The sequence below is a fragment of the Streptacidiphilus pinicola genome (assembly GCF_003258295.1).
GTDB classification, from domain to species: domain Bacteria; phylum Actinomycetota; class Actinomycetes; order Streptomycetales; family Streptomycetaceae; genus Streptacidiphilus; species Streptacidiphilus pinicola.
The window spans coordinates 43,455-66,135 of the sequence record NZ_QKYN01000067.1 but is presented as its reverse complement, the minus strand read 5'-3'; the positions used below and the strand labels follow the sequence as shown (position 1 = coordinate 66,135).

Genomic DNA, 22,681 nt, shown 5'->3' with positions numbered 1-22,681 from the left:
ACACCGCTGTCGACACGCGACGGCACAGGTCGGTGTCCACGGTCCGCGGTCGTGGGGTCAGGAGGTGTACTGGGTCGCCTTGACCGCCAGACCACGCAGGGCACGATCCGCGGCCGGGGGAAAGCCTGCCGCGTCCAGGACCCGCAGCACGTGTTCGTAGCGGGACGTGATCATCCGCTCAGTCTGCTGCCGCGCCCCACTCCTCTGCAAAATGTCCCGGACCTCTGCCGCTTCACGCTCTTCCAGGTCCGCCCGGCCCACCAGGTGGCCAAGCCGTCCCCGCCGCAATGGGTCGGCGTTCTGCAGCCCCAGGGCCAGCAGAACGGTCCGCTTGCCCTCCCGCAAGTCGCTCAGGCCCGGTGCAGATGAACTGTCCGGGCTGCCAAAGACATCCAGAAGGTCATCCCGCAGCTGGAACGCCTCCCCCAGCGGCAGGCCCAGCCGGGTGAAGGCATCCATCACCGCCTCATCCGCCCCGGCAACGGCCGCGCCCAGCTGCAAAGGCCGCTCGACGGTCGCAGTGGCGGTCTTGTAGCGGACGATCCGCAAGGCCGCCTCGACGTCGTCGGCACCCCGGCCGGTACCCATCACGTCCAGGTACTGGCCGTACATCACCTCTTCCAGCATCGCGTCATTCAGTCGGTGCACCAGCCGCTGCCGCTCGGTTTCCAACTGGGCTGTGTGCAGCAACTCGTGCGCCCACATCAACGCGAGGTTCCCCACCAGCAGCGCGCCGCCCGCGCCCAACCGCTCAGCCCGCTCATCCCCTCCCAGCCGGGCGCGCATCACTCGGTGGACTGCGGGACGGCCCCGGCGGCTGGCTGAGTCATCCATGATGTCGTCGTGGATGAGCGCGAAAGCCACGAACAGCTCCAACGACGCCGCCACCCGCACCGCCGACGTCGCATCCCCGTGCCCGCCGGCGGCATGCCAGCCCACCACACACAGCAGAGCCCGGATCCGCTTCCCGCCCGCTGCCAAGAAGTCCCGCACAGTCTGCACCACCTCCGGCGGATGACCATGCCCTGCCGCATCACGAGCCTTGCCAGCAAGGAATTCCTCAAGCACCGCATCGACCTGGCGCTGCACCGCGCGCAGATCGATCGCTCGCCCGTCGACCACACTCGGCGTCACGATGCACCATTCTCAACCGGGCAGAGCGTTGGCCCCTTGACGACGTACGAGGGCACCCGATGGCTGCACCCCGTGCCAGGGCGCTGACGACAACCGAGGCCGCCGAACGGCCGCGTCACCCATTTGGTCTGCATGATCCATCCAACGACCCAGGCCGCTGAAGAGCACGCGCGATATGGCCACCTCCCGATGGTTCAGCGCACCCGTGTCCCGGTTCCCCGGGAATCGGAGGGACGATGGCACTCGGGTGTCGGCCGCGACCAGTGCGGCCACGCACGGTGGACGCCGGCGCCGGTGATGTGAATCTGGGCGTGGATCTTCTCCATCTGCAGTTGCCACGTTGAGCCGCCGCGCTATGCGCCCACTGGCGCGAACGGCACCCCCGCAGCCCGCCACTCCTGGCCTGTCCAGACCGACCTGGCCCGCGTACCAGACGCCCGTGGCGCTGCCAGCGGGTGACCGATCAGCTGCTTCGGAGCGTGATCTTGAGTGCGCGAGACAGCGGGCCTGCGGCGAATGAGGCAAGTGAAGCGGCGGGAGGCCCCAGCGTTCGGTGTCCTCGGTTGCAGGGTCCGGGTTTCGGTGTCAGAGTCGGCGCATCCGTGTCAGCTGACTGGCAGTTCTGACAGTCGCTGCGGACTGGCTGGTCAGCGGCCTCACTCGATCGGGCCTCACACATCCCGCCGGCGCACGACCCAGACCGCGACGGCCACGCTGATCGTCGGCCAAGCCGCGTACAGCAGCCACGCCATGGGGGTCGGCGCCAACGGGGCCGGCTGCGGGGACGGAGGTTGCGTGTGCGAGATCGCCGTCCACAGCTGCACCGGCATGCGTTCGGCCGCGGCGGACAGGTTGATCGACCCGCTGCCCAGTAGCGCGGGCACGAAGAGCAGCGCGCTCCAGGTGGCGGTGACCGCGCCGGCCGGGTGGCGGATCAGCGCGCCGATCGCCATGCCGATCAGCGAGGAGATCGCTAGCAGCAGCGCCGAGGCGACGACCGCCTTTGGGACGCCCGGGCCGGTCGGGCCCAGACCCGTCAGCTTTCCGGCGAGCTGGGATCCGGCGATCGGCAGCGCCGCCGCCGAGCAGGCCAGTCCGACGCACGCCGCGCAGACGGCGACGACCGCGGCCTTGGCCGCCATGATCCGGCCCCGGGTCGGCACTGCGACGATGGTGGAGCGGATCAGCCCGCTGGAGTACTCCCCGGCGACCGACAGCGCGCCGAAGCTCGCGGCCAGGACGGCCAACAGGCTCCACGCGGTGTTGTTGAACGGATAGATCAGGGGATTGATGGAGCCCGCGTTGGCGGGTGTGACACCGGTGACGTGTCCTCCCGAGTACCACGCGGCCAATGAGTCCCACAGCACGCAGAAGGCGACCAGGAACCAGGACGAGCGCTGACCGCGGATCTTGATCCATTCGGCAGCCACCAGGTCCCGGAACCGGGCCGGGTCGGTGATGCCGTTGTTCGCGGCGGCGGTCGCGGTGATTGAGGTGACGGCAGAGGTGTTCATACGTCTCTCCGGTCCAGGATGATGACGGTGATCAGGAAGGAGGCGACGGCCCAGGCGGCGAGCGTGCCCCAGGCGACCGGGACGGTCATCGTTCCGCTGCCGGAAGCCAGACGGCTCCAGGAGTAATAGGGCAGGGCGTTGGAGACGTCGTGCTCCCAGCGGTTCTGCTTCGGTTGGAGGAACAGCGGCAGCGCGCCGAGGACCACGCAGACTCCGGCCGCCGTCGTCGCGAGATGGCGGGCGAGGGTCGCCACGGCCATCCCCGCCAGCCCGCAGACCGGCCCGAGGGCGCCGCACGCGGCGATCTGCCCTGGCGTGGCCGAGCCAGCTGTGGTGGGACGCGAGTTGACGATGTCGGCGGAGGCCAGCACCAGCGCCAGCGCAGCGGTCACCCCGACGACCACGGCCGCCTTCGCCGCCACCAGCCGCCGCCGGTCGGGGACGGCGGTCAGGGTGCTGCGCACCAACCCGGTCGCGTGCTCTGTGACGACCGTCTGGGCGCCGAGCAGACCCGCGGCGAGCATCATCAGCAGCCACGCCGGCGCGTCGAAGACAACAGGTTTCGGATCGTGCTGGGCGATGACGACCGACAAGACCACCACAGCGGCACTCGCCGCAGCGGTGTACCAGGGCGACCAGAGCTTGAGCCACTCAGCGGCCACCAGGTCCGTGACGCGAGCCCGTCGTGCGAACGCGGGGCGGGCCGGCAGGACCGCGGTCTCCGCGCTCACGGCCGATCCCCGGCGCGGAACTCGGCGCTGTCGGCGGTCACGGTCATGAATGCGGCCTCCAGCGCTCCCGGAGCGACGGCCGGAACCGCCGGAACCGTGGCCGGTGCTGGAGCCCGGCCGGCGAACGTCGCCAGGCTCTCGTCGGCGAGCAGCTTCCCGCCGCCGATCACGATCAGGTGGTCGGCGGTGTGCTCCATCTCGCTCATGAGGTGGCTTGAGACGAACACCGTCCGGCCCTCGGCGGCCAGCTGCCGGAACAGCTCGCGCGCCCATCGGATGCCTTCGGGGTCCAGGCCGTTGATCGGCTCGTCGAAGATCAGCACCGGCGGGTCGCCGAGCAGCGCCGCCGCGATGCCGAGCCGCTGCCGCATGCCCAGGGAGTAGCCGCCGACGCGACGCCGCGCGACCGCCGACAGGCCGACCTCCTCCAGGACCCGCGCGACCCGCCGCTTGCCGATCCCGTTGCTGCGCGCCAGCGCCATCAGATGTGTGCGCGCGCTGCGTCCCTTGTGCACGTCGCCGGCGTCCAGCAGCACGCCGACGCGGCGCAGCCCGGTCCCGGCGTCACGGAACCGGCGACCGTCGATCAACGCGCTGCCGTGGGTCGGCTCGTTGAGTCCCAGGATCATCCGCAGCGTCGTGGACTTGCCGGAACCGTTCGGCCCGAGGAAGCCGGTCACGCGCCCCGGCTGGACGGTGAACGTGAGGCCGTCGACAGCGGTCACGTTCTTGAATCGCTTGGTGAGCTCGTGGGTTTCGATCACGGGGAGAAGGCTCGCGGCATCGGCCGGCTCGCCGCGTCGGCCGGCGGATGTCACTCATCCCCCCAGGCCATCGGCCTGGGGGCGTACTCCGCGTACATCCCCGGGGTGACGCGCGGAGCCGACCCCGATCCATACGATCTCCGTATGGAAGAGCTGCTCCAGCGTTTCTCGACATCGCCACCCGTGGCCTGGCTGACGTCGCGGGCCGTGGTGCTGGCGACCGCCTGCTTCTACGCGCTGATGCTCTTCTGGACGATGCCGGCCGGTCAGGTCCGGTACTACGGCGGCCCGTTCCGGTTTCCCGGCCTCGGGCCCTTCCAGATGATGGGTCTCTGCGTCGTACTCGCCCTCCCGATCCTGCTGGTGCGCCGCCTGCCCGCGGCGATCTTCGCGGCGATCCTGGGCGAATCGGTTCTCGGCGAGTTCTTCGGCGCGCGGCCCTGGATCGTGTTCCTCCTGCTCCCGGCCCTGGCCGGGCACCTCGCCGTCCGGCGGCCGAAGGCTGCCGCTGTCGGCTCCGTCGCGGCCGTCGCGGCCGCGTTCGCCGGGCGCACCCTCGTCTCCCCCAAGATCTCCGTTGGCTACGCGGCCCAGCAGGCCGGGCAACTCGCGTTCCTGTTCGCGGTCGCGTGGGTCTTCGGCGGGGTGTACCGCAAACGCGGTGAATACCTCGAAGCCCTGCACGAGCAGACCGAGGCCCGCATCGTCATGGCCGAGCGGCTGCGGATCGCCCGCGAACTGCACGACAGCGTGGCGCACAGCATGGGGATCATCACGGTGCTCTCGGGAGCGGCGGCGCGGGTCGTGGAGACCAGGCCCGAGCAGACGCGGCAGGCGCTGACCGGCATCGAGACCACCAGCCGGGAGACGCTGCTCGGGTTGCAGCGCATGCTCGGTGCGCTACGCCGCGCCGAGCCCGACGACGCCATGCCGCAGGCCGCCCCGCTGGCGCCGGGCGCCAGCCTGGCGGACGTCCCGCAGCTCACCGAACGCACGGCCGACGCCGGGGTGCGGGTCCAGGTGACCTGGTGGGGCGAGCAGCGTCCACTGCCGCCGGAGATCGAACTGTCGGCGTTCCGGATCATCCAGGAGTCGGTGACGAACGTGGTGCGGCATTCCGGTGCCCGGACCTGCCGGGTCGCGGTCGGTTACGAGCCGACAGGAGTGACGATCGAGGTGGTGGACGACGGGGACGACGGTCTCGGCGGGCCGGGCCGTCCGAGGCACGCGGCGGCGGCCGGCGGAAGTGGCTACGGCCTACTCGGCATGCGCGAGCGAGTGACGTTGCTGTCCGGCCAGTTCAGCGCGGGCCGGCGTCCGGAGGGCGGATTCCGGGTGGCCGCGAGGCTCCCGGCATGAGCGTGCGGGTGCTGCTGGTCGATGACCAGCCGCTGATGCTGGTCGGGCTCGGGATCCTGATCGGCGACACCGACGACCTGGAGGTGGTCGGCGAGGCCGGCGACGGCCGCGAGGCGGTGCGCCTGGTGCGCGAACTGCGGCCGGACGTCGTGGTGATGGACATCCGGATGCCCGGCATGGACGGGATCGAGGCGACCCGGCAGGCGAGCGCAGAGCCTGACCCGCCCAAGGTGTTGGTGCTGACGACTTTCGACGACGACGAGTACGTCTATGGCGCACTGCGCGCCGGGGCCAGCGGATTCCTGCTCAAGAGCATGGCCTTGAACGCGATCCTGGACGCGATCCGCGTGGTGGCGGCCGGCGACGCGTTGATCGCGCCGAGCGTGACCCGACGGCTGATCGCGGACTTCGCCGGAAGGTCTGGCCCCGCGGCCCCCGAACCGGACGCCGAGACCGAGGCGGACTTGAGTCTCCTCGCGGGGATCACCGACCGGGAGCGCGAGGTGCTGGCACTGGTCGGACAGGGACTGTCGAACGCTGAGATAGCCGAGCAGTTGGTGATCAGCGCGGCGACCGCGAAGACGCACGTCGCGCGCCTGTTCGCCAAGCTCGAGGCCCGGGACCGCGTCCACCTGGCGATCATCGCCTTCGAGACCGGACTCGTGCCGCGTAGACGGTAGGGCAGGACGAGAAGAACGATCGGGACCAGGAGTTCGCCGCGTTCCAGATGCGCCAGCTCACCCACCTGGCCGCAGCGGGTTCGAGTCAAGGTTGTTCAGGAAGTCACGGACCTTGCGGGGGTCGGTGAAGCGCTGCGGGGCGGTCCGCCGACGGCGGACTGCCCCTTCCGGCGGTTGGTTGGGAGGGTGTTCATGCGGGAAGCAGAAGGCTTCGCATGAGACCTTCTGCTTCTGGGAACTGACACGAGACACGGACTGATCAAGATGACATGGAACGCGGACTCGCCGGGGCCTGCAGCTCACAGAGTCGGCATCTGACACCGAATCGCGGACCCTGCAGGAGCTGATGGCACTTCCGTCCGTCATGCCGCAGATCCTTGCCTACGGCTCCGACGGCCTGGCGCTGGGGTGCGAGTATTCCGCCGTCTTCGCGTCCCTTGAGTGTCCCCTCGCGGGGCCCGTTTCAGTGCACATCCAGTGCACAGTTGGGCGAGAACCACCGGGGGCTGGCCTCGGGTTAGTTCGCAGGTCAGCCCGCTGCAAGGGCCAGCTGGTGAGTACCAGTGGGACATTGCGGGTGTCGATAAATCATCCGGCCAGTTCAAGGCCGTGATGGCGGGATCCCCAGTTGGCTGTTCGGCCGCGGGGGAGGGCGGCAAGATGATCTCTTGTACTCCTGCATCTGGTCTGCCTTGTTGCCACCCATGTGCTTGCTCTGCTGCGACGGCTGGCGGCGAGTGGGCGGGAGAAGGATGTGGAGAGACTGGTGCTGCGTCATCAGTTGCTGGTGCTTCAGCGTCAGGTCGGCAGGGCCGTGTTCACCGACGTCGACCGGGCGGTTCTGGCCGGGCTGCTCTTCGGCCGCCCCGCGGGGCCCGACTCCTGCGCGTACCAAGGGAGCGAGTGACCCTGACATGACGATGCGTGCGGGAGTTGGCTAGCCTGCTCCGCATGACGACGCACCGGGGGGACAGTGCTGAGAGCTCAGACCTGCAAGGCCTGGGGGCCATGCCATTGGGGGACGGTGACCCGCGGCGTATCGGTCCGTTTACGCTGACGGGTCGGCTCGGCTCCGGCGGGATGGGGCGGGTCTTCCTCGGGATCGCCGACGGGCGCTACGCCGCGGTCAAGCAGGTCCACCCGCACTTGACCGAGGACAAGGAGTTCGTCCAGCGGTTCGGACACGAGCTGGACAACCTGGCCCGCCTGCCCGCGGGGGTCGGCGCCGAACTGCTGGACAGCGACCGTGCAGCCCAACCACCTTGGCTTGCAGCCGCGTTCGTCCCGGGCATCACCCTTGACGGGGCGCTGGAGCTGAACGGCGGACCGCTGCCTGTGCCGGACGTCTGGCTGCTGCTGCGCGAGGCTGCCGCAGAGCTGGCCGCAGTGCACGAGATCGGCATCGTGCACCGGGATCTGAAACCGTCAAATGTGATGCTGCGTCAGGATGGTGTCACACTCATCGACTTCGGCGTGGCCCGGGCGATGGAGCAGAGCCGGCTGACCCAGTCGGGCATGGTGATCGGCACTCCGGCGTACATGTCACCCGAGCAGGCGTCCAGCGATCACGGGGTGACCGTGGCGACGGACGTGTTCGCGCTCGGCTGTCTGCTGGGTTTCGCGGCAACCGGGAAGCCGCCCTTCGGTGACGGCGCCGGCGTGCAGATGCTGTACCGCATCATCCACGAGGAGCCCGACCTCGGGCCGTTGCGGGAGGTCGACGAGGATCTCGCCGCCGTGGTCGCCCAGTGCCTCGCGCGCGCCCCCCAGGATCGGCCCACCAGCGCCGAGTTGGTGGCGCGGGCCACACGGCACGTGGCACTGGGCGTGGCACCCTGGCCCTCGCGCGTGCGCGAGCGCCTGGCGCTGCGTGTGGACGCGGCGCGGCGCGTGCCCGACGTGGCGACGAGGGTGACAGCGCCCGTACCTGACGGACCCGGAGGGCCGATTGGTCCCGCGCCTGCCGCAGAGCAGGTCGTGGCTCCGGCCGGCGAGCGGGAGAAGCCGAAACGACGCGGGCCCAGAGCTGTGTTGATCCCTGTGCTGGTGGCCGCCGGCGTCGGAGCGGTGGCGCTCGCCCCGTACGTGATGAACCAGCACGCGGGCGGTACGCCCTCCGCCTCCGGCAGCGGATCGACGAGCGCGATCGCCACGGTCGGCACGCCGTCGAGCTCGACCTCCGCCTCCGCGGACACCTCCGCGTCGGCGTCACCGTCTGCATCCAAGCCGGGTGCTTCCGTGCCGCCGCGCACCAGCGGCGGCGTCACCGGCAGCACGAGCACCGGTAGCACCGGAACGTCGAGCGGTACCAACGGCACGAGTGGATCGACCGCCTCCACCGGGACGAGCGGCGGCCACTCGGCCACCTCAGGTGCCTCCGGGGGAACCCCTGGCGGGACGGGAACGCCCCGCGGCGGTTCCGGCGGCGGCATCACCGCGAGCGGCACCCACCGCCTGCGGTCAGCCCAGGACGGCACCTGCCTCGCCCAGACTCCGAGCCACAGCACCTCCGCCTACCTCGCCCCCTGCGCTTCCGGCAACCCCTTCGAGTGGACCTACACCGCGGTCTCCGGCGGCTCGTTCGAACTGCTCAACCCGGACACAGGCGAGTGCCTGGCCGGGAGCGCAGACAACTTCACCTACATGGCCACCTGCGGCAGCACCGACGCCGACGTGTGGTCTTTCGGCACGTCGGCGTCCGGCGGCGCGACGGTCGAGAACCCGGCCGCCGGCCAGTGCCTCCTCAACGACACCACCGTCGGCGGCTACGCGACGCTGTCGGCCTGCACCTCCTCCGCCGACGAGGCCTGGTCCAACGACTGACGGAACCCCAGCAAATTGGTCAGCTGTCCCGACCAGGCCGACGGCGTCTCATGCCGCCACGTCCGGCGCGGCGTGCTGCGCTCGGCAGAGCGCGCCCAGTACGCCGAGACCGCGCTACGGCGCCTGCACGAATTCTCCTGGCCCTCAACGCCGGGCCCTGACGGGCGGTGAGCCGGCACCGGCAACGGTCGCCGACGGAGCGTCGTCGTCGACTTTGTCCACTGCCTGGAATGCCGGTGGAAGGCGGTGTTCACCTTCCATGCCACCGACGATCCCGCCGCCGAGGACTGGGCCGCCGCCCACGCGCTCGCGCTGTTGGCCGGGAAGGCGGCGCAGGTCGCGGACGCCATCGAGGAACAGGCAAAGGCGGCCGGGTTGCGAGGGGAACGCCGCCGCGGCGCGGACGCCTGCAACAGCTACCTGCGGGCCAAGAGAGATTCCTCGGCTACGACCGCGCGCTCGCGGCCGGGTGGCCGATCGCGACCGGGGTGGTACTCGGGGCCGCCCGCTCCGGACTCGGCACAGTCTATGGGGCGAATCACGGCCTCGTGGTGGCCTGCGGAAACGACCTTTGGGTCTGCACATGTCCCGATGACGCATGTTGATCTATGCCGGACCTGTCCGTGGTTGCACCGGTCAAGCTCCTGCGCACCGTGTCCTCGGCGGAGTCATCAACCAGTACCAGTACGTGGCTTGAGCTGCGGCGATAACTTTTCGAGCCCCACAAGGTCGTCGCGCTTCAGCCCACATCCCGCTGACCCGCTGAAACGCGACCGCCTAGAGAAACGCCCTCCAGGCGGCCACAACCATGTCAACCCAGGTCAGTCTGAAACCGAGCAGGCGTCAGTCGGAGCCGAGTGCGATGGCGACAACGAAGGTGAGCACGCCCGCGACGGCGGCGCCAGTGAGGACCAACTCGGCGAGGGCCGGAACGGTGGCGGTCCGGCCGATCAGCGGACGGAGCGGCGCTCGCAGGGCTCCGGTGAGCGGCACGGCGAGAGCCGCCGCCGTGATCGCGTGGCGCGCGGCTCGCGCGGACCCGCGACGGCGGCCGTTCGCGCGCGGCACGGCGATCGACAGCGTCGCGTTGCAGAGCATCGCGAAGGCGAAGAACCCGCACGCGTGGACCGATGCGGCGGTGAGCCAGAGCAGCGGGTCGGTCCAGCCCTCGCCGACGGCCTCCGCGGCGGCCAGCAGCGCGCCGCCGAGCCAGGCCGCTGCTCCAGCGAGGCCCACGACGTGCCGACGGGTGAACCGCATGGCGGAGACGAAGGGCCGGAGCGTCACAGCCCGCTCTACCGCGCACGTCAGCGGGGCTGGGAGGCGCGCGGCCAGGTCCTGGGCCACGGGCGCTAGATCGTCGAGCCAGTCACCCGCCGCCGCACCCTCCCGGCGCCCGCGCAGGCCTGGTGGGAGCAGGCGACGAGCTTGCAGGACGCGTGCCCCCGCCAGGGCTGCCGCCGCCGTGGGGAGCGCCAGGGATACGACCAACCAGGGCGTCGTGCCGCTCCACCGATCGCGGTCGGCGCGCAGCGCCACGGCTGTCCAGTCGGTGAGCGCGGTGGCGGCGATCAGTGCGGCGCTCAGGCCCCAGGCGCGCAGGAGTTGACCGATCCGGAAGTGCGGCTGCGGCTCGTCGCGTCGCAGCAGGACGGACCGGGCGGTGGCGAGCGCCGCCAGGGCGGGAACGAGGAACAGGGTGAACGAGACCACGGCGTCGTACGGGTCGTCCTGCCACGGGCTGCCCGCGCGCACCGCTCGGACGTGGGAGGTGACCTCGGCGAAGGCGGTGAAGAGCACGGCCGCGGCGAGGCCGTCCCGCGCGGCCCGGCGGACCGCGGCCCGGGCGGGGTGGTCGGCGGGGAGCGTCGCGTCGGCGGTCGGCGGCGCGTCGGGACGGTTCGGCATGGCGGCATAGTACACGCCGCGTATTACGCTGTGCGTAGTAACCTGGGCCCAGGCGAACGGAGGGAGGCGGTCGACATGCAGGCCAACGACGCTCAGACGCTGGTGCTCTGCGCCCTGGCCGACGGGCCGCTGCACGGTTACGCCGTGAACGCGGCCATCGAGCAGTTGGTGGGAGAGCGCCTCGGGGCCGGCAGCGGCAGTGCCAGGATCGGCCTCGACGCCCATCATGAAAGGAGCCGCGCATGCACGACTTCGACCCCGGCTACAGGCAGCAGCCCTACGCTCCGCTCGTCCGGTCCTACCCCCGCACGGACACCTGTCCGACGGCGGACTTCCGCACGGGTCGGTGCGGATCAGAGGCAGAAGTCGACCGTTCCGGTGTCCAGGGAGTAGTAGGCGCCGATGACTCGGGCGCGGCCGACGCGCTCGAAAGGTTCTAGCAGTGCGTCGTGCTGCAACTGCCGAACGGTCAGCCGGATCTGGGTGCGGACCGTGTTGTCGACCTGGTCGCCCGGAAGTCCCTTGGCGGCCTCGTAGGCCGGGCGCAGTGCGTCCACGACGTCCTTGAGATGGGCGGGTGCCTCCCGCCCGGCGTTCAGTGTCTCCACGGTGAACACGACTGCGCCACAGCGCTGGTGACCCATCACGACCAGCAACGGCGTCAGTGCTTCCTGTACGCCGTACTCCACTGCGCCCTGGACCAGTCCGTCGTTCGTCTGTGCGGCGGTGCGCACCACGAACAGGTCACCGACGCCCCGATCGAACACGATCTCGGGGGGAACGCGTGAGTCGATGCACGAGAAGACTGTGGCCAGCGGATGCTGGCCGGCTGCTACCTGCTGACGACGCGCCACGCTCTGGTGTGGGTGCTGGAGCCGTCCTGCGACCCAGCGCCGGTTCCCGTCTTCGAGGATGTGCAGGACGCGCTCCGGGGTGAGTGGGCCGCTACCGGCCACGCCACCGGCCCCGGTGTCAGTCTCGGCCGCGTAGGCGCTGGGTGTCGGCCCTGCGGTGGTAGCCGACCACAGCGATGCTGTCGCGAGCGCTGCCGTTCCGGTGACCAGGACACGCCGACGTGTCGGTGAAGTCGGGTTGACCTGGGGAGGCGCTACGGGCTCGGACATCTCGGCAGCTCCTTCTGGAGATCGGAAATAGGTACTTCGCCCGATTGTGGGCGGCTCAGATCGAAATGCCCCGTCATTGCCGGTGGGTCGGGACCGATTTCACCTGGACGCCCAACAGGTGGTCGTGACCTGCCAGGTGGTGCAGTCGATCAAATGGCCGAAGGTGCTCCCAATGTCTCCGCTCGCCGGCACCCACTCGCCGGTGATCGCCAGGGGTGTCGGCGACGGCTCAATGTGGGTTCTGGATCACTTTTGGTGCTGATGCCACGAAGGGTCACCGGGCCGCGATCACCAACGGTCGTGACCCACGACCTGCTCCAGGACCTCTGGCTCCACCAGACCACCGACGTCGCGGTCAGCGCCGTCACACCATCCACGCCAACCACGACCGGGCTCATGCCGCGTGGAGGACGCGTTTGAGCAGGAGGTCGCAGTTGGCGCGGCCGAACATCTGGCGCTTGATCATCTTGATCTTGTTGTTGTTGTGGCCATCCACGGCGAACCCGCCGTCCTCGGGATCCGGGTGGCACCGTCCACCGTCTGGGAGCTCCTCCGAGCCGAGGGCATCGATCCCGCGCCGAACCGCTCAAGCGTCACGTGGGCGGACTTCCTGCGCTCGCAGGCGGAAGCGATCTTGGCGATGGACTCTATCGAGACCGTCACGCTCACCGGACAGCGCCAGTACATCCTTGCCGCTGTCCACCACGCGAGCCGCAGGATTCGGATACTCGGCACCACAACCCACCCGACCCATGCCTGGGTCACCCAGGCGATGCGGAACCTCCTGATGGACCTGGAGGTTCCGGCCAGTTCGCCGCAGTGCGGTTCCTGGTCCGGGACCGGGACGCCAAAACCACCGCCGATATGTCTCATTTCAGGAGGCTGCGCGTGTCGGGAGGCAGGGGCGAGGTGTGTCTGCGGATCCCGGCGACGGCTCGCGCGGTCCCGCAGCATCCGGACGTGGCCTGACGGTTGCTTGATGGACACCCAGTTTTTCTCGTGTGCCCGTCTGGGCGGTGAAGCATACGCGCGCACCGCAATGTGCGACTTCATTGGCTCGACTGTAGGGAGAGCACGATGCCCAGGTACACCCGTCCGGCCTTGGTCGGACTGGCCACGGCGACCGCAGCCGCGCTGTGTGGGCTTCCCGTTGTGAACGCCAGCGCCGAGGCAGACGCGCCCACCAGCAAGCACGTCCTGCTCATCTCGATCGATGGCATGCACCAGAGTGATCTCGACTGGTACATCGCCAACCACCCGGGCTCAACGCTCGCCAGACTGACACACACCGGCAGCGAGTACACCAATGCGGAGACGTCCAACCCGTCGGACTCCGACCCGGGCGGCACCGCGCTGATGACCGGCGGTAACCCCAGATCCACCGGCGTCTACTACGACGTCGAGTACAGCCACAAGACGGACGAGCCCGGGGCCACCTGCACGCCTGGCCGGCCGGCTACCGGTGGTGACGTCATCTACGACTCGCCGGACGACGCACTGGCGAACGTCAACGACTTCATCAACCCGGCGAACGGCACCTTCCCGTCGTTCGACGAGAACGGCTCGGTCTACCCCAAGGGTGTCGACACCAACCCGGCCGCGATCATGAACCTGAAGTTCAATCCGAAGACATCGCTCAACCCGAAGACGTTCCCGGTCGCCCCCAAGACCTGCAAGCCGATCACCCCGTGGGACTACCTCGGCGACAACACGATCTTCCAGGTCATCCACAACGCGGGCCTGCGCACCGCATGGTCCGACAAGCACGAGGTCTACGCGTCCTTCAACGGTCCCGGTTCGAACGGTCAGAGCATCGACGACCTCTTCTCGCCGGAGATCGACTCGCAGGCTGTCATGCCGAACGGCGTCCCGTACCCGCAGGATGACGACTGGGCCCACATCGACGCCGCCACGAAGCAGTACGACGGTTACAAGGTCCAGGCAGTCCTCAACGAGATCGGCGGCCGCGACCACTCGGGCAAGACCAAGGTCGGCGCCCCGGCGATCTTCGGCATGAACTTCCAGGCCGTCTCGGTCGCGCAGAAGATCCGCTCGACCCCGACGACGCTGATCGGTCCGGACGCCCACGGCAACTACACCACCAGCGCTCCGGAAGCGGGCGGCTACCAGTGGGTGCACGGCAAGCTGGTCCCCGGGCCGGTGCTGTCCAGCGCGCTCGACTATGTCAACGCCCAGCTCGGCCGCATGGTCCGCGCCATTCACAAGGACGGCCTCGCGGGCTCGACGACGATCATTGTGACGGCCAAGCACGGTCAGTCCCCGCAGGACCCCAACAAGCTCGTCACCGTCCAGGACGGTCCGATCATCAGCGCGATCAACGCTGCCTGGGCGAAGAGGCACCCGAGCAACAAGAGCCTCATCGTCGCCGGAACCGACGACGACCTGTGGCAGTCCTACCTGTCGGACAACTCGCAGGCCGCCAGCGACTTCGTCAAGCGCTACCTGTGGGACCACACCGCGCAGGGCTACGACGTCAACAAGAAGCCGGTCACCGTTGCGCACTCGGGCCTGGCGCAGATCTGGGCCGGCGCAGCCGCCGCGCACTTCTTCGGCGTCGCGGTGAACAACGGCCACTACCCGGACGTCTTCGGCGAGGTCCAGCAGGGCATCGTCTACGCGAAGCCGACCAAGCTGGCCGAGCACGGTGGCATGAACACCGGCGACCGGCACGTCCTGATGATTGTCGACGGCCCGGGCATCCCGGCTCAGGTCGAGTCCGCCTCGGTCGAGACCACTCAGGTCGCCCCCACGATCCTGTCCGTTCTGGGGCTCAACCCGCACAAGCTGACGGCCGTCAAGGTTGAGCACACGAAGGTCCTTCCCGGCCTCGCTGGACGCCGCTGGGAGCAGTGACCCGGTGCCTCTACTCGCCGGCTGATTGACCGGCAGCACCCAAGCGGGAGGCCGGGGCCGATTCGCCCCGGCCTCCTCGCGTCCGCCTCAGGCGGCTGATCGGCGCGAAGGCGCAGGTCACCGCGTGGCCGAGCGAGGTCTGGGACCACCACGCGCCCATGCCGTCATTCGATTCGTACGAGCGCGGCTGCCTGTCGCGGGACCTGCTTGACCAGATCGGCAGCAAGTGGGCGGTCCTCGTGCTCGGCGAGCTCGCCCGGAACGGGGCCTCCCAGTTCAGCCGGCTCCGCAGACGTTGGCGGGCGTGAGCGAGAAGATGCCCACCCAGACACTGCGCACCCTCGAGCGCGCCGGGCTGGTCAGCCGGACCGTCCACCCGGAGGTGCACCACACACGTGGTGCCGGGCTTCCGGCATTCCCGCCGTGGGGCCGCCGCGAAGCGCCGCCGACCGCACGGGGCGAAGGGGGCCGGGCCGGGGCGAGTCTGCGCATGGCGAGATGTCATCCGCCCAGTTCAGAGGCTGTCTGGGGTGACGGCAAGATGATCACCTGTGTTGCCCCGCCTTGCCCAGCCTGCCGGCTCCTACGCTTTCGCGGCCGTGCGACTCGCGGGTGGCCGCCGCGGGCCGGGGCGTCCACGGACGGTCGTGTCGATCCGTCACCTGGTGCTGCGGCTGGCGCAGGAGAACCCGTCCTGGGGCTACCGCCGCATCCACGGCGAACGGGCCGTCCTCGGCATCCGGGTAGCACCGTCCGCTGTCTCGGAGTTCCTCGAGGCCGGGGGCGTTGACCCCAGGCTGCACCGTTCAAGCGCCTCGGCAGCACTGCCCACGCCACCCATGCATGTCATTCGAGCGGGAGCGGCCACTGCTGTGATCTGCGCCACTCGTCTGGACTGCCGTGCAGCAGATCCGCCCGGCTCGGCGTCGTGGAGGGCGTGAAGAGTGAGGGTGGTCAGAAGGGGGCAGCCGGTGCGGCTACGCAGAAGCGGCCATGACATCGACTTCGTCGACTTCGTCGAACGAAGATCTGCCGCAATCTTCCGCACCGCGTACGTATTGACCGGTGACGCGCACACTGCGGAGGACCTCCTCCAGGAGGCGCTGGAGAAGGCGTGTCGGCACTGGCGGCGGGTTTGCAGAACGGACGCACCCGAGGCGTACGTGCGCCGGATCGTGGTGAATCTGGCCAACGACCGATGGCGCCGACTGAGCCGGGCCGGACGGCACTGGCCCGTGTCCGTCGCCGAGGGCCATGCCGACCCGAGCGACGCCTACCGGTCGGTCGAGCTGCGGGACGAACTCGTCCAGGCGCTGCACGCGCTGCCGATGGGTATGCGGACCGTCGTCGTCCTCCACTACCTGCACGACCTGGCGGACCAGGAGATCGCGCAGATGCTCGGCATCTCCGCCGGAGCCGTCCGCTCGCAGCTGGCCCGTGGCCTCGCGAAACTGCGGTCGGCGCTGCCACGCGAGGAAGAAACCCCTGTGCCCGTGACCTCCTGTGAGCGTGCCCGGTGAACCGATTCCCCTCCCACGGACCTGACGACGCCGACTTCGGAAAGGAACTGCTGGCTGTCATGAACGATTTCGCGAACGGGGCGGTGCCACCCGCGTTCGACGCCGCCCGGATGCGTGTCCGCGCCCGCCACCGCACCGGTCTCAACGCCGCTGCCGCAGCCGTCGTCCTCCTGGTCGCCGCTGCGGGCTCCGCCCTCGCCCTCACCGGGCCGTCACCCGAGCCGACTCAGCACGCCGTGACCGCCGCCAGCAGCGGCTCGTCTCCCGCGGGGAGTCCGGCGCCTCATTCGGGCTCGGCCTCGCCCGTGCCGCAGCCGACCGGTGGCGATCTGGTGGTCGTCCCCGACGTCATGGGAATGACGCTGCAGGAGGCGACCCATGTGCTCGTCCAGGCCGGGCTGACCGTCCAGACCCGTTCTGATCACGACTGGCGTACCCCGGCGGACCATGTCATCGACGCCCAACCGGCTGGCGGCACGAAGGCCCCCAAGGGCTCGACCGTGAGCCTCTTCATCAGCCTGGGGAAGCCGGGGAGTTGAACGGCCGTGCAGGGCAGCCTGCGGAACCGTCGGCGATCTGCCCAAGCAGCAAGGTGGGCGCCTGCACCACGCGGAGCGGTCCGAGAATGCCATGACGAAGGGGTATGCGCATGGGGCAGGGGAACGCGATGGAGCAACGGAAGGCACTGGCCGAGGCGATAGCCGACGCCCGCAGCGGCGACCCGGCCGCTACGGAACGCGCCGCCGGGCTGTTCCAGGAGACGGACTACTACGGACTGGTCGAGCACTACCTTGCCTACGCCGGGCTCGGCGAGCGGCAGCGGGACCAGGCGGCGTCGCGCCTGGCCGCGCACGCGCAAAGCTGCCAGTTCGCACCGCGGACGGCCACGCGGATGCTCAACGCCCTCGCAGATCTCGGCCCTGACCAGGCCCCGAAGTTGCATCAGGCGCTGGCGCACCTCCAGCAGAGGTGGGCGGGTGCGCCGCTGGCGAGGACGTGTCTGGGCGTCTTCCGCCGCCCGTTGGCGGACGTCGGGGCAGCGTTCGCGCCGCACGTGGCGGGTGAGGCGCTGCGGTCGCTTCGCGTCGACCCGGACCGGTTCTTGCCGCATCGCACTGACGGCTTCGTGATGCGGCGCGAGGAACGCGTCGTGGTGGAGCTGGCCGCCGGCACGACGGAGCAGCGCGAGCAGCTCGCCGCTGCCCTGGTCGAGCTGACGCACAATCAGGATCTGTCCCCGCTGCAGCGCCACCGGGCCGTGTCCGCGATGGAACACCTCGATGCTGCCGCCGGCCGGGATTGCGCCGCCCGGCTGCGCGCGGCCGGGATCGAGGATCCCGGCGACCCGATGCCCGATTCGGTGGTGGTTGCCCGCGTGGACGCGGCCTGGCAGCGGATCGAGGACGCCATGCGCGAGCGCTCCCCGCACCTGCTCGGCGAACTCGGCCCGCCGCTGCGGCCGCAGGATGTGGCCGTCTGTCGGCAGATCCTCGGCGTTCCGGACGCCTTCGCGGCGTGCCTGGCTCGCCACCGCTATGCCCGTCTGTTCCCGCACGAGCTGTCCTACGAGGACGTGCGCGGCATGCTCGGTCAGGTTGACGAGGAATGGTGGCAGGATGACGGCGACTGGGGCGACCTCCCGGAGCTCGCGGACGACGCGGCCTGGCTGGATCGCCTGCACGCCTACGCGGAGTATCTGGACTCCGGTGGCGCGTGAGCTTTCAGCTCGTGGAAGCCGGCTAGGCGGACTCGCGTATCACGAGTTCTGTGGAAAGGATGATCTGCCGGTGGCTGCGGCCGGGGGTGGCGATGTCCTCCAGCAGGAGCCGGGCCATGGCCCGGCCCATCTCCTCGCTCGGCTGGCGGACGCTGGTCATCGGGGGTTCGGTGTGGCGAGCGACGGGCGAGTCGTCGAAGCCGACGACCGCGACGTCCTGGGGGATGCGGCGGTCGGCGTGGCGTAGTGCGCGCATCGCGCCGACGGCCATGAGGTCGGAGGCGCAGAAGACGGCGTCGACGGCCGGCTCCCGCTGCAGCAGAGCGGCCATGGCCTGCTCGCCGGAGGCCTCGGAGAAGTCTCCGTGCGCGATCAGCTTGGCCTCGACCGTGAGGCCGGCCTCCTCCAGGGCCCTCCGGTAGCCCTCCAGGCGGACGCCGGAGGCCTCCATGTCCGGCGGACCGGTGATGGTCGCCACCCGTTGCCGCCCTAGGCCCACCAAGTGCCGAACGGCGGCCCATGCGCCGCGAAGGTTGTCCGAATCGACGTAGTTGAGAGGTTCCATCTCGGAACGGCGGCCGCCGAGAACGGCCGGCAGGCCGGTCCGCTCCACGAGTTCGGCTACGGGGTCGTCCGCGTGGACGGAGACCATGAGCACACCGTCGACCCGGCGTCCGTCGAGGAAGCCCGCGAGTCGCTCGCGCTCGCGTTGGGTGCTGACCAGGATCAGCAGCAGCTGCAGTTCGGTGTCGGAGAGCTCGCTGGCCACACCGCGGATGATCGAGGCGAAGAAGGGTTCGGAGGCGAGCCGGGTCTCGGTCTCCGGAATGATCAATGCGATCGCGTCGGCCTTGCTGGTGACCAGGGAGCGGGCGGCGCGGTTCGGCACGTAGCCGAGCTCCGCAATCGCCTGCTCGACCGCCGACCGCGCCCGGGGGCTGACTCCGGCGCCGCCGTTGACCACGCGCGACACCGTGCCGCGGCCGACGCCGGCCAGCGAGGCCACAGCCTCCAGCGTCGGTCGTCCCGTGCCGCGGTCGCTGAGCCTGCTGCCCATCCTGCCGCTCCTTTCCGTGTCCTTGGTCGTGATGTGGTGCAACGTCCTTCTTGCCGCCGGTCACTGACAGGCAGCCAGTGCGCGGACCCTGGTCTTCACGTGGCCCGCCAGGATCCCTCGGCCGGGCTCGCTCGGGGGCGTGGCCGTCGTGGGCCTGGAGTCTACGCCGTCGCTGCGAGAGCGATCTGGGAGCGCGCCCACTATGGCCTTCCTCGGATCGCTCCAGCTGCGACCGGGGCGTGGCCGGGTTGTGGCCGGGGTGTTGCGCAAGGGTGCGAGTCGCTGGCCTTGTAGTTCTCACCATAACGCATCCGTGATCTGGGATTGCTCCCAGATTTCTGGCAGATGTCCGGGAGGGTCTTGACATCCGCATGCAGGAAGATTCAGGCTTCCGGCACGGCAAGTTTTGGGAGCGCTCCCATCCGGCCCCGCCCGGAGTCGACCACCGGCTGCAACCGGAGCGCCTTCGATCTCCGCCTCACCGCATCCGCCTCGGAAACCTCGGGAGCCTGCTGCAATGACCTCCGTCGGCGCCTCGCCATCCCTTCGCCAGCCCGGCCTTCAGGCCGCGCCGCGTTCCCTGCCGGTTGACGACGGCCTGCTGCACTTCCCATCCGGCTTCCTGTGGGGCGCGGCGACCTCGGCCTACCAGATCGAGGGCGCGGCCGCCGAGGGCGGGCGCACGCCTTCCATCTGGGACACCTTCTGTGCCACGCCTGGCAAGGTGCATCACGGCGATACGGGGTCCATCGCGGTGGATCACTACCATCGCTTCCGCGAGGACGTGGCCCTGATGCGCGATCTCGGGCTCACCGCCTACCGCTTCTCGATCTCCTGGCCCCGGGTCCAGCCGACCGGCCACGGCCCGGCCGTCGAGCGGGGCTTCGACTTCTACCGCCGGCTCGTGGACGCCCTGCTGGAGGCCGGGATCACCCCGGTCGCCACCCTGTACCACTGGGATCTGCCGCAGGAACTGGAGGACAGTGGCGGCTGGCCGGTCCGGGACACGGCCGAGCGCTTCGGCGACTACGCGGCCCTGGCTGCGGAGGCCCTGGGCGACCGGGTGACCTGCTGGACCACGCTGAATGAGCCGTGGTGCTCGGCCTTCCTCGGCTACGGCTCCGGCGTGCACGCGCCCGGCCGGACCGATCCGGCCGACGCGCTGCGCGCCGCGCACCACCTCAACCTGGGCCACGGGCGGGCGGCCGCGGCGATCCGCGCCGCAGTACCGGATGCCCGACTGTCCGTCAGTCTCAACCTGCACCAGGTTCGCCCGCTGACCGACAGCGCGGCGGACGCGGAGGCGGTGCGGCGGATCGACGCCGTGGGCAACCGGATCTTCACGGGGCCGATGCTGCACGGCCGTTACGACGAGGACCTGCTCGCCGACACCGCCCACCTCGTCGACTGGGACGAACTGGTCCGGCCTGGAGACCTCGCCGCCGCGCACGCCCCGCTCGACTCGGTCGGGATCAACTACTACACCCCGGCGTGGGTTTCGGCCGACGGGGCGAGCACCAGCACGACGCACGGCACCGGCGGGGGCTCGCCGTGGCCGGGATCGGAGTCGGTCGCCTTTCATCAGCCGGAGGGCCCCGCCAGCAGCATGGGCTGGCCGATCGACGCCACCGGGCTGTTCGACCTGCTCTCCCGCGTGCACGAGGAGCGGCCCGATCTTCCGCTGCTGATCACCGAGAACGGCATGGCCTGTGAGGACTACCCGAACCCCGAGGGTGAGGTGCGCGATCCGGAACGCGTCGGCTATCTCCACGACCACTTGGCGGCCGTCCATCGCGCCATCTCGTCGGGTATCGACGTCCGCGGCTATTTCCAGTGGTCCCTGCTGGACAACTTCGAATGGGCCTACGGCTATGCCAAGCGTTTCGGCATGGTCTACGTGGACTTCGCCACGCAGCGGCGCACACTCAAGTCGAGCGCGCACTGGTACGGGGAGGCGGCGCGTAAGGGGGCGATTCCCCGGCCTGGAAACTGACACGCTTCTTACTGATGCATCCCTTACGGCCTTGACCTGCCAGGTCACTCCCTTCACCGGGACAGCAGGCCAGACGTTGTCCGTGTGCTGATCATTCGCCTTTGGCTGCCCTGAGTTCCTGTGCGGCGCGATACCCCCCGGGGCATCACAGTACCGTAACACCGCATGGCGGCTTCTTGAAATTGATTGAAAGCGCACCTAGTTTTTCCGCATCGATCCGGTAAGCGCTCGCTTGAGGCGCTTCCATCGTCCTCGGTGCAACTCACCACTGTGCGTCAGTCGATCCAGGAGATCGGCGCGCGAGCCTTCGAGGTCCTGCACTCCATGATCACTTCAGCTCCTCCGGTCACGCCTGCGGTCGGCTGGTACGCCATCCCCGCTGAGGCAAGCACCCACATCGTTCTGCCCACCCGGCTGGTCCGCCGCGAGAGCTGCGGCTGTTCCCCCGACCCCGCGACGCCGTCCTGGCGTCGCCTCGTCTGAGCGAGGCCGACATGCGAGCACTCCTGCGAAGGCTCTGGTTCTACCTGGTCGCCGCGTTCGCCGCGATCACGCTCAACTTCTTCATTCCCCGGATGGTGCCGGGCAGTGCCCTGCAGAACTTCCTGGCCAAGATGAACACCGCCTCGCTGACCCCGTCCCAGCTCCAGGCCCTTGAGGCCCAGTACGGCGGCGGTCACCAGGGGCTGGTGGCGCAGTACCTGACCTACCTGGGCAACCTGTTCCACGGCAATCTGGGCATGTCGACCTCGCTGTCCACGCCCGTCTCCACCGTGCTGGGCAACGACCTGCCCTGGACGATCGGCCTGGTCGGCTCGGCCACGGTGATCGCCTTCCTGGTCGGCACCCTGATCGGCGTGCTGGCCGGCTGGCGGCGCAGCGGTCTGCTGGACTCGCTGCTGCCGGCGGCCACCTTCTTCCAGGCCGTCCCCTACTTCATCCTGGCGTCGCTGCTGATGCTCACCCTGGGCTTCTACGGTGGGATGTTCCCGACGGGCGGCGCCTACGACACCGGTCGCTTCGCGACGGTCACGCCCGGGTGGAACGGGCCGTTCATGGCGAACGTGATCGACCACGCGGCGCTGCCGGCGGCGACCGTCGCGCTGGCCTCGATCGCCGGGTGGATCATCGGGATGCGCAACATGATGATCACCACCATGGACGAGGACTACGTCCTGGTGGCCGCGGCCAAGGGCCTGCCACGGTGGCGGGTGGTCGCGGTGGCGGCGCGCAACGCGCTGCTGCCGAGCATCTCCAACTTCGCGCTGTCGATCAGTCTTGTGGTCACCGGGTCGATCGTCACCGAGATCGTCTTCAACTACGCGGGCGTGGGGCGTGAGATCTTCAACGCCGCCCAGGCCGCCGACTACCCCGTGATGCAGGGCATCCTGCTCGTCGTCACGTTCACCGTGCTCGGCGCCAACCTGCTCGCGGACATCGTCTACGTCGCGCTCGACCCGCGCGCGAGGAAGGTGGCCTGAGC

Annotated in this window: 19 protein-coding genes; 12 read left to right on the top strand and 7 right to left on the bottom strand. The window is 69.7% G+C overall.

Annotation, left to right across the window (positions count from 1 at the left end):
• Nucleotides 1–57: 57 nt before the first annotated feature.
• The 4 genes from DN069_RS17715 to DN069_RS17700 form a co-directional block, all read right to left on the bottom strand.
• Nucleotides 58–1,134 carry a polyprenyl synthetase family protein gene (locus tag DN069_RS17715; protein ID WP_243639378.1) on the bottom strand — a complete coding sequence of 359 codons (1,077 nt, stop codon included), beginning with the start codon at nt 1,132–1,134 and terminating at the stop codon, nt 58–60.
• Nucleotides 1,135–1,805: 671 nt separating this feature from the next.
• Nucleotides 1,806–2,648: an ABC transporter permease gene (locus DN069_RS17710; RefSeq protein ID WP_111501987.1), complete on the bottom strand. Its 843-nt coding sequence runs from the start codon at nt 2,646–2,648 to the stop codon at nt 1,806–1,808.
• On the bottom strand, nt 2,645–3,379 hold the full coding sequence (locus DN069_RS17705; protein ID WP_111501986.1) for a hypothetical protein: 735 nt from the start codon (nt 3,377–3,379) through the stop codon (nt 2,645–2,647). The genes DN069_RS17710 and DN069_RS17705 overlap by 4 nt, the downstream gene beginning before the upstream one ends.
• Nucleotides 3,376–4,143, bottom strand: coding sequence for an ABC transporter ATP-binding protein (locus DN069_RS17700; RefSeq protein WP_111501985.1), 768 nt, complete (start codon nt 4,141–4,143; stop codon nt 3,376–3,378). The genes DN069_RS17705 and DN069_RS17700 overlap by 4 nt, the downstream gene beginning before the upstream one ends.
• 144 nt (nt 4,144–4,287) lie before the next feature.
• Between DN069_RS17700 and DN069_RS17695 the strand changes: the two genes are divergently transcribed.
• The 4 genes from DN069_RS17695 (at nt 4,288) to DN069_RS17680 (ending at nt 9,005) form a co-directional block, all read left to right on the top strand.
• Nucleotides 4,288–5,502 carry a sensor histidine kinase gene (locus tag DN069_RS17695; RefSeq protein WP_207892180.1) on the top strand — a complete coding sequence of 405 codons (1,215 nt, stop codon included), beginning with the start codon at nt 4,288–4,290 and terminating at the stop codon, nt 5,500–5,502.
• On the top strand, nt 5,499–6,182 hold the full coding sequence (locus tag DN069_RS17690; protein ID WP_111501983.1) for a response regulator: 684 nt from the start codon (nt 5,499–5,501) through the stop codon (nt 6,180–6,182). The genes DN069_RS17695 and DN069_RS17690 overlap by 4 nt, the downstream gene beginning before the upstream one ends.
• 754 nt (nt 6,183–6,936) lie before the next feature.
• The gene (locus DN069_RS17685) at nt 6,937–7,089 is read left to right on the top strand and encodes a hypothetical protein (RefSeq protein WP_243639375.1); all 153 of its coding nucleotides are present in this window, start codon (nt 6,937–6,939) and stop codon (nt 7,087–7,089) included.
• Between the two features lie 44 nt (nt 7,090–7,133).
• Nucleotides 7,134–9,005, top strand: a complete 1,872-nt coding sequence (locus DN069_RS17680; RefSeq protein ID WP_111501981.1) for a serine/threonine-protein kinase — start codon at nt 7,134–7,136, stop codon at nt 9,003–9,005.
• Between the two features lie 843 nt (nt 9,006–9,848).
• Here the strand turns inward: DN069_RS17680 and DN069_RS17675 are convergent.
• Nucleotides 9,849–10,913, bottom strand: a complete 1,065-nt coding sequence (locus tag DN069_RS17675) for a hypothetical protein (RefSeq protein WP_133259955.1) — start codon at nt 10,911–10,913, stop codon at nt 9,849–9,851.
• Nucleotides 10,914–11,266: 353 nt separating this feature from the next.
• Nucleotides 11,267–12,037 carry a carbonic anhydrase gene (locus tag DN069_RS17665; protein WP_111501978.1) on the bottom strand — a complete coding sequence of 257 codons (771 nt, stop codon included), beginning with the start codon at nt 12,035–12,037 and terminating at the stop codon, nt 11,267–11,269.
• A 1,077-nt stretch (nt 12,038–13,114) separates the two neighbouring features.
• Between DN069_RS17665 and DN069_RS17650 the strand changes: the two genes are divergently transcribed.
• The 5 genes from DN069_RS17650 (at nt 13,115) to DN069_RS17625 (ending at nt 18,148) form a co-directional block, all read left to right on the top strand.
• Complete coding sequence (locus DN069_RS17650) at nt 13,115–14,911, top strand: alkaline phosphatase family protein (RefSeq protein ID WP_111501976.1); 1,797 nt, start codon at nt 13,115–13,117, stop codon at nt 14,909–14,911.
• Nucleotides 14,912–15,069: 158 nt separating this feature from the next.
• Nucleotides 15,070–15,219 carry a hypothetical protein gene (locus tag DN069_RS41640; protein WP_243639373.1) on the top strand — a complete coding sequence of 50 codons (150 nt, stop codon included), beginning with the start codon at nt 15,070–15,072 and terminating at the stop codon, nt 15,217–15,219.
• Between the two features lie 729 nt (nt 15,220–15,948).
• Nucleotides 15,949–16,431 (top strand): SigE family RNA polymerase sigma factor, encoded by a 483-nt coding sequence (locus tag DN069_RS17635; RefSeq protein WP_243639384.1) that lies wholly within the window; start codon nt 15,949–15,951, stop codon nt 16,429–16,431.
• A 59-nt stretch (nt 16,432–16,490) separates the two neighbouring features.
• Nucleotides 16,491–16,970, top strand: coding sequence for a PASTA domain-containing protein (locus DN069_RS17630; protein WP_111501974.1), 480 nt, complete (start codon nt 16,491–16,493; stop codon nt 16,968–16,970).
• A 110-nt stretch (nt 16,971–17,080) separates the two neighbouring features.
• On the top strand, nt 17,081–18,148 hold the full coding sequence (locus DN069_RS17625) for an SMI1/KNR4 family protein (RefSeq protein WP_133259953.1): 1,068 nt from the start codon (nt 17,081–17,083) through the stop codon (nt 18,146–18,148).
• A gap of 22 nt (nt 18,149–18,170) precedes the next feature.
• On the opposite strand, the gene DN069_RS17620 is transcribed toward DN069_RS17625, so the two are convergent.
• A complete protein-coding gene (locus tag DN069_RS17620; protein ID WP_111501972.1) occupies nt 18,171–19,205 on the bottom strand; it encodes a LacI family DNA-binding transcriptional regulator in 1,035 nt (344 codons plus the stop codon).
• Nucleotides 19,206–19,722: 517 nt separating this feature from the next.
• Here DN069_RS17620 and DN069_RS17615 point away from each other — a divergent pair.
• The 3 genes from DN069_RS17615 to DN069_RS17605 all read left to right on the top strand — a co-directional run bounded on the left by DN069_RS17615 (nt 19,723) and on the right by DN069_RS17605 (nt 22,679).
• Nucleotides 19,723–21,198: a GH1 family beta-glucosidase gene (locus DN069_RS17615; RefSeq protein WP_111501971.1), complete on the top strand. Its 1,476-nt coding sequence runs from the start codon at nt 19,723–19,725 to the stop codon at nt 21,196–21,198.
• Between the two features lie 255 nt (nt 21,199–21,453).
• A complete protein-coding gene (locus DN069_RS17610; protein WP_111501970.1) occupies nt 21,454–21,681 on the top strand; it encodes a LacI family transcriptional regulator in 228 nt (75 codons plus the stop codon).
• An 11-nt stretch (nt 21,682–21,692) separates the two neighbouring features.
• The gene (locus DN069_RS17605) at nt 21,693–22,679 is read left to right on the top strand and encodes an ABC transporter permease (RefSeq protein WP_111501969.1); all 987 of its coding nucleotides are present in this window, start codon (nt 21,693–21,695) and stop codon (nt 22,677–22,679) included.
• The last annotated feature ends 2 nt before the right edge of the window (nt 22,680–22,681 follow it).

Coding starts and splice junctions, on each gene's coding strand:
- DN069_RS17710 (WP_111501987.1), bottom strand. CDS start 2,648: ATGAACACCTCTGCCGTCACCTCAATCACCGCGACCGCCGCCGCGAAC.
- DN069_RS17695 (WP_207892180.1), top strand. CDS start 4,288: ATGGAAGAGCTGCTCCAGCGTTTCTCGACATCGCCACCCGTGGCCTGG.
- DN069_RS17690 (WP_111501983.1), top strand. CDS start 5,499: ATGAGCGTGCGGGTGCTGCTGGTCGATGACCAGCCGCTGATGCTGGTC.
- DN069_RS17630 (WP_111501974.1), top strand. CDS start 16,491: ATGAACGATTTCGCGAACGGGGCGGTGCCACCCGCGTTCGACGCCGCC.
- DN069_RS17650 (WP_111501976.1), top strand. CDS start 13,115: ATGCCCAGGTACACCCGTCCGGCCTTGGTCGGACTGGCCACGGCGACC.
- DN069_RS41640 (WP_243639373.1), top strand. CDS start 15,070: ATGCCGTCATTCGATTCGTACGAGCGCGGCTGCCTGTCGCGGGACCTG.
- DN069_RS17680 (WP_111501981.1), top strand. CDS start 7,134: ATGACGACGCACCGGGGGGACAGTGCTGAGAGCTCAGACCTGCAAGGC.
- DN069_RS17625 (WP_133259953.1), top strand. CDS start 17,081: ATGGGGCAGGGGAACGCGATGGAGCAACGGAAGGCACTGGCCGAGGCG.
- DN069_RS17615 (WP_111501971.1), top strand. CDS start 19,723: ATGACCTCCGTCGGCGCCTCGCCATCCCTTCGCCAGCCCGGCCTTCAG.
- DN069_RS17665 (WP_111501978.1), bottom strand. CDS start 12,037: ATGTCCGAGCCCGTAGCGCCTCCCCAGGTCAACCCGACTTCACCGACA.
- DN069_RS17605 (WP_111501969.1), top strand. CDS start 21,693: ATGCGAGCACTCCTGCGAAGGCTCTGGTTCTACCTGGTCGCCGCGTTC.
- DN069_RS17620 (WP_111501972.1), bottom strand. CDS start 19,205: ATGGGCAGCAGGCTCAGCGACCGCGGCACGGGACGACCGACGCTGGAG.
- DN069_RS17675 (WP_133259955.1), bottom strand. CDS start 10,913: ATGCCGAACCGTCCCGACGCGCCGCCGACCGCCGACGCGACGCTCCCC.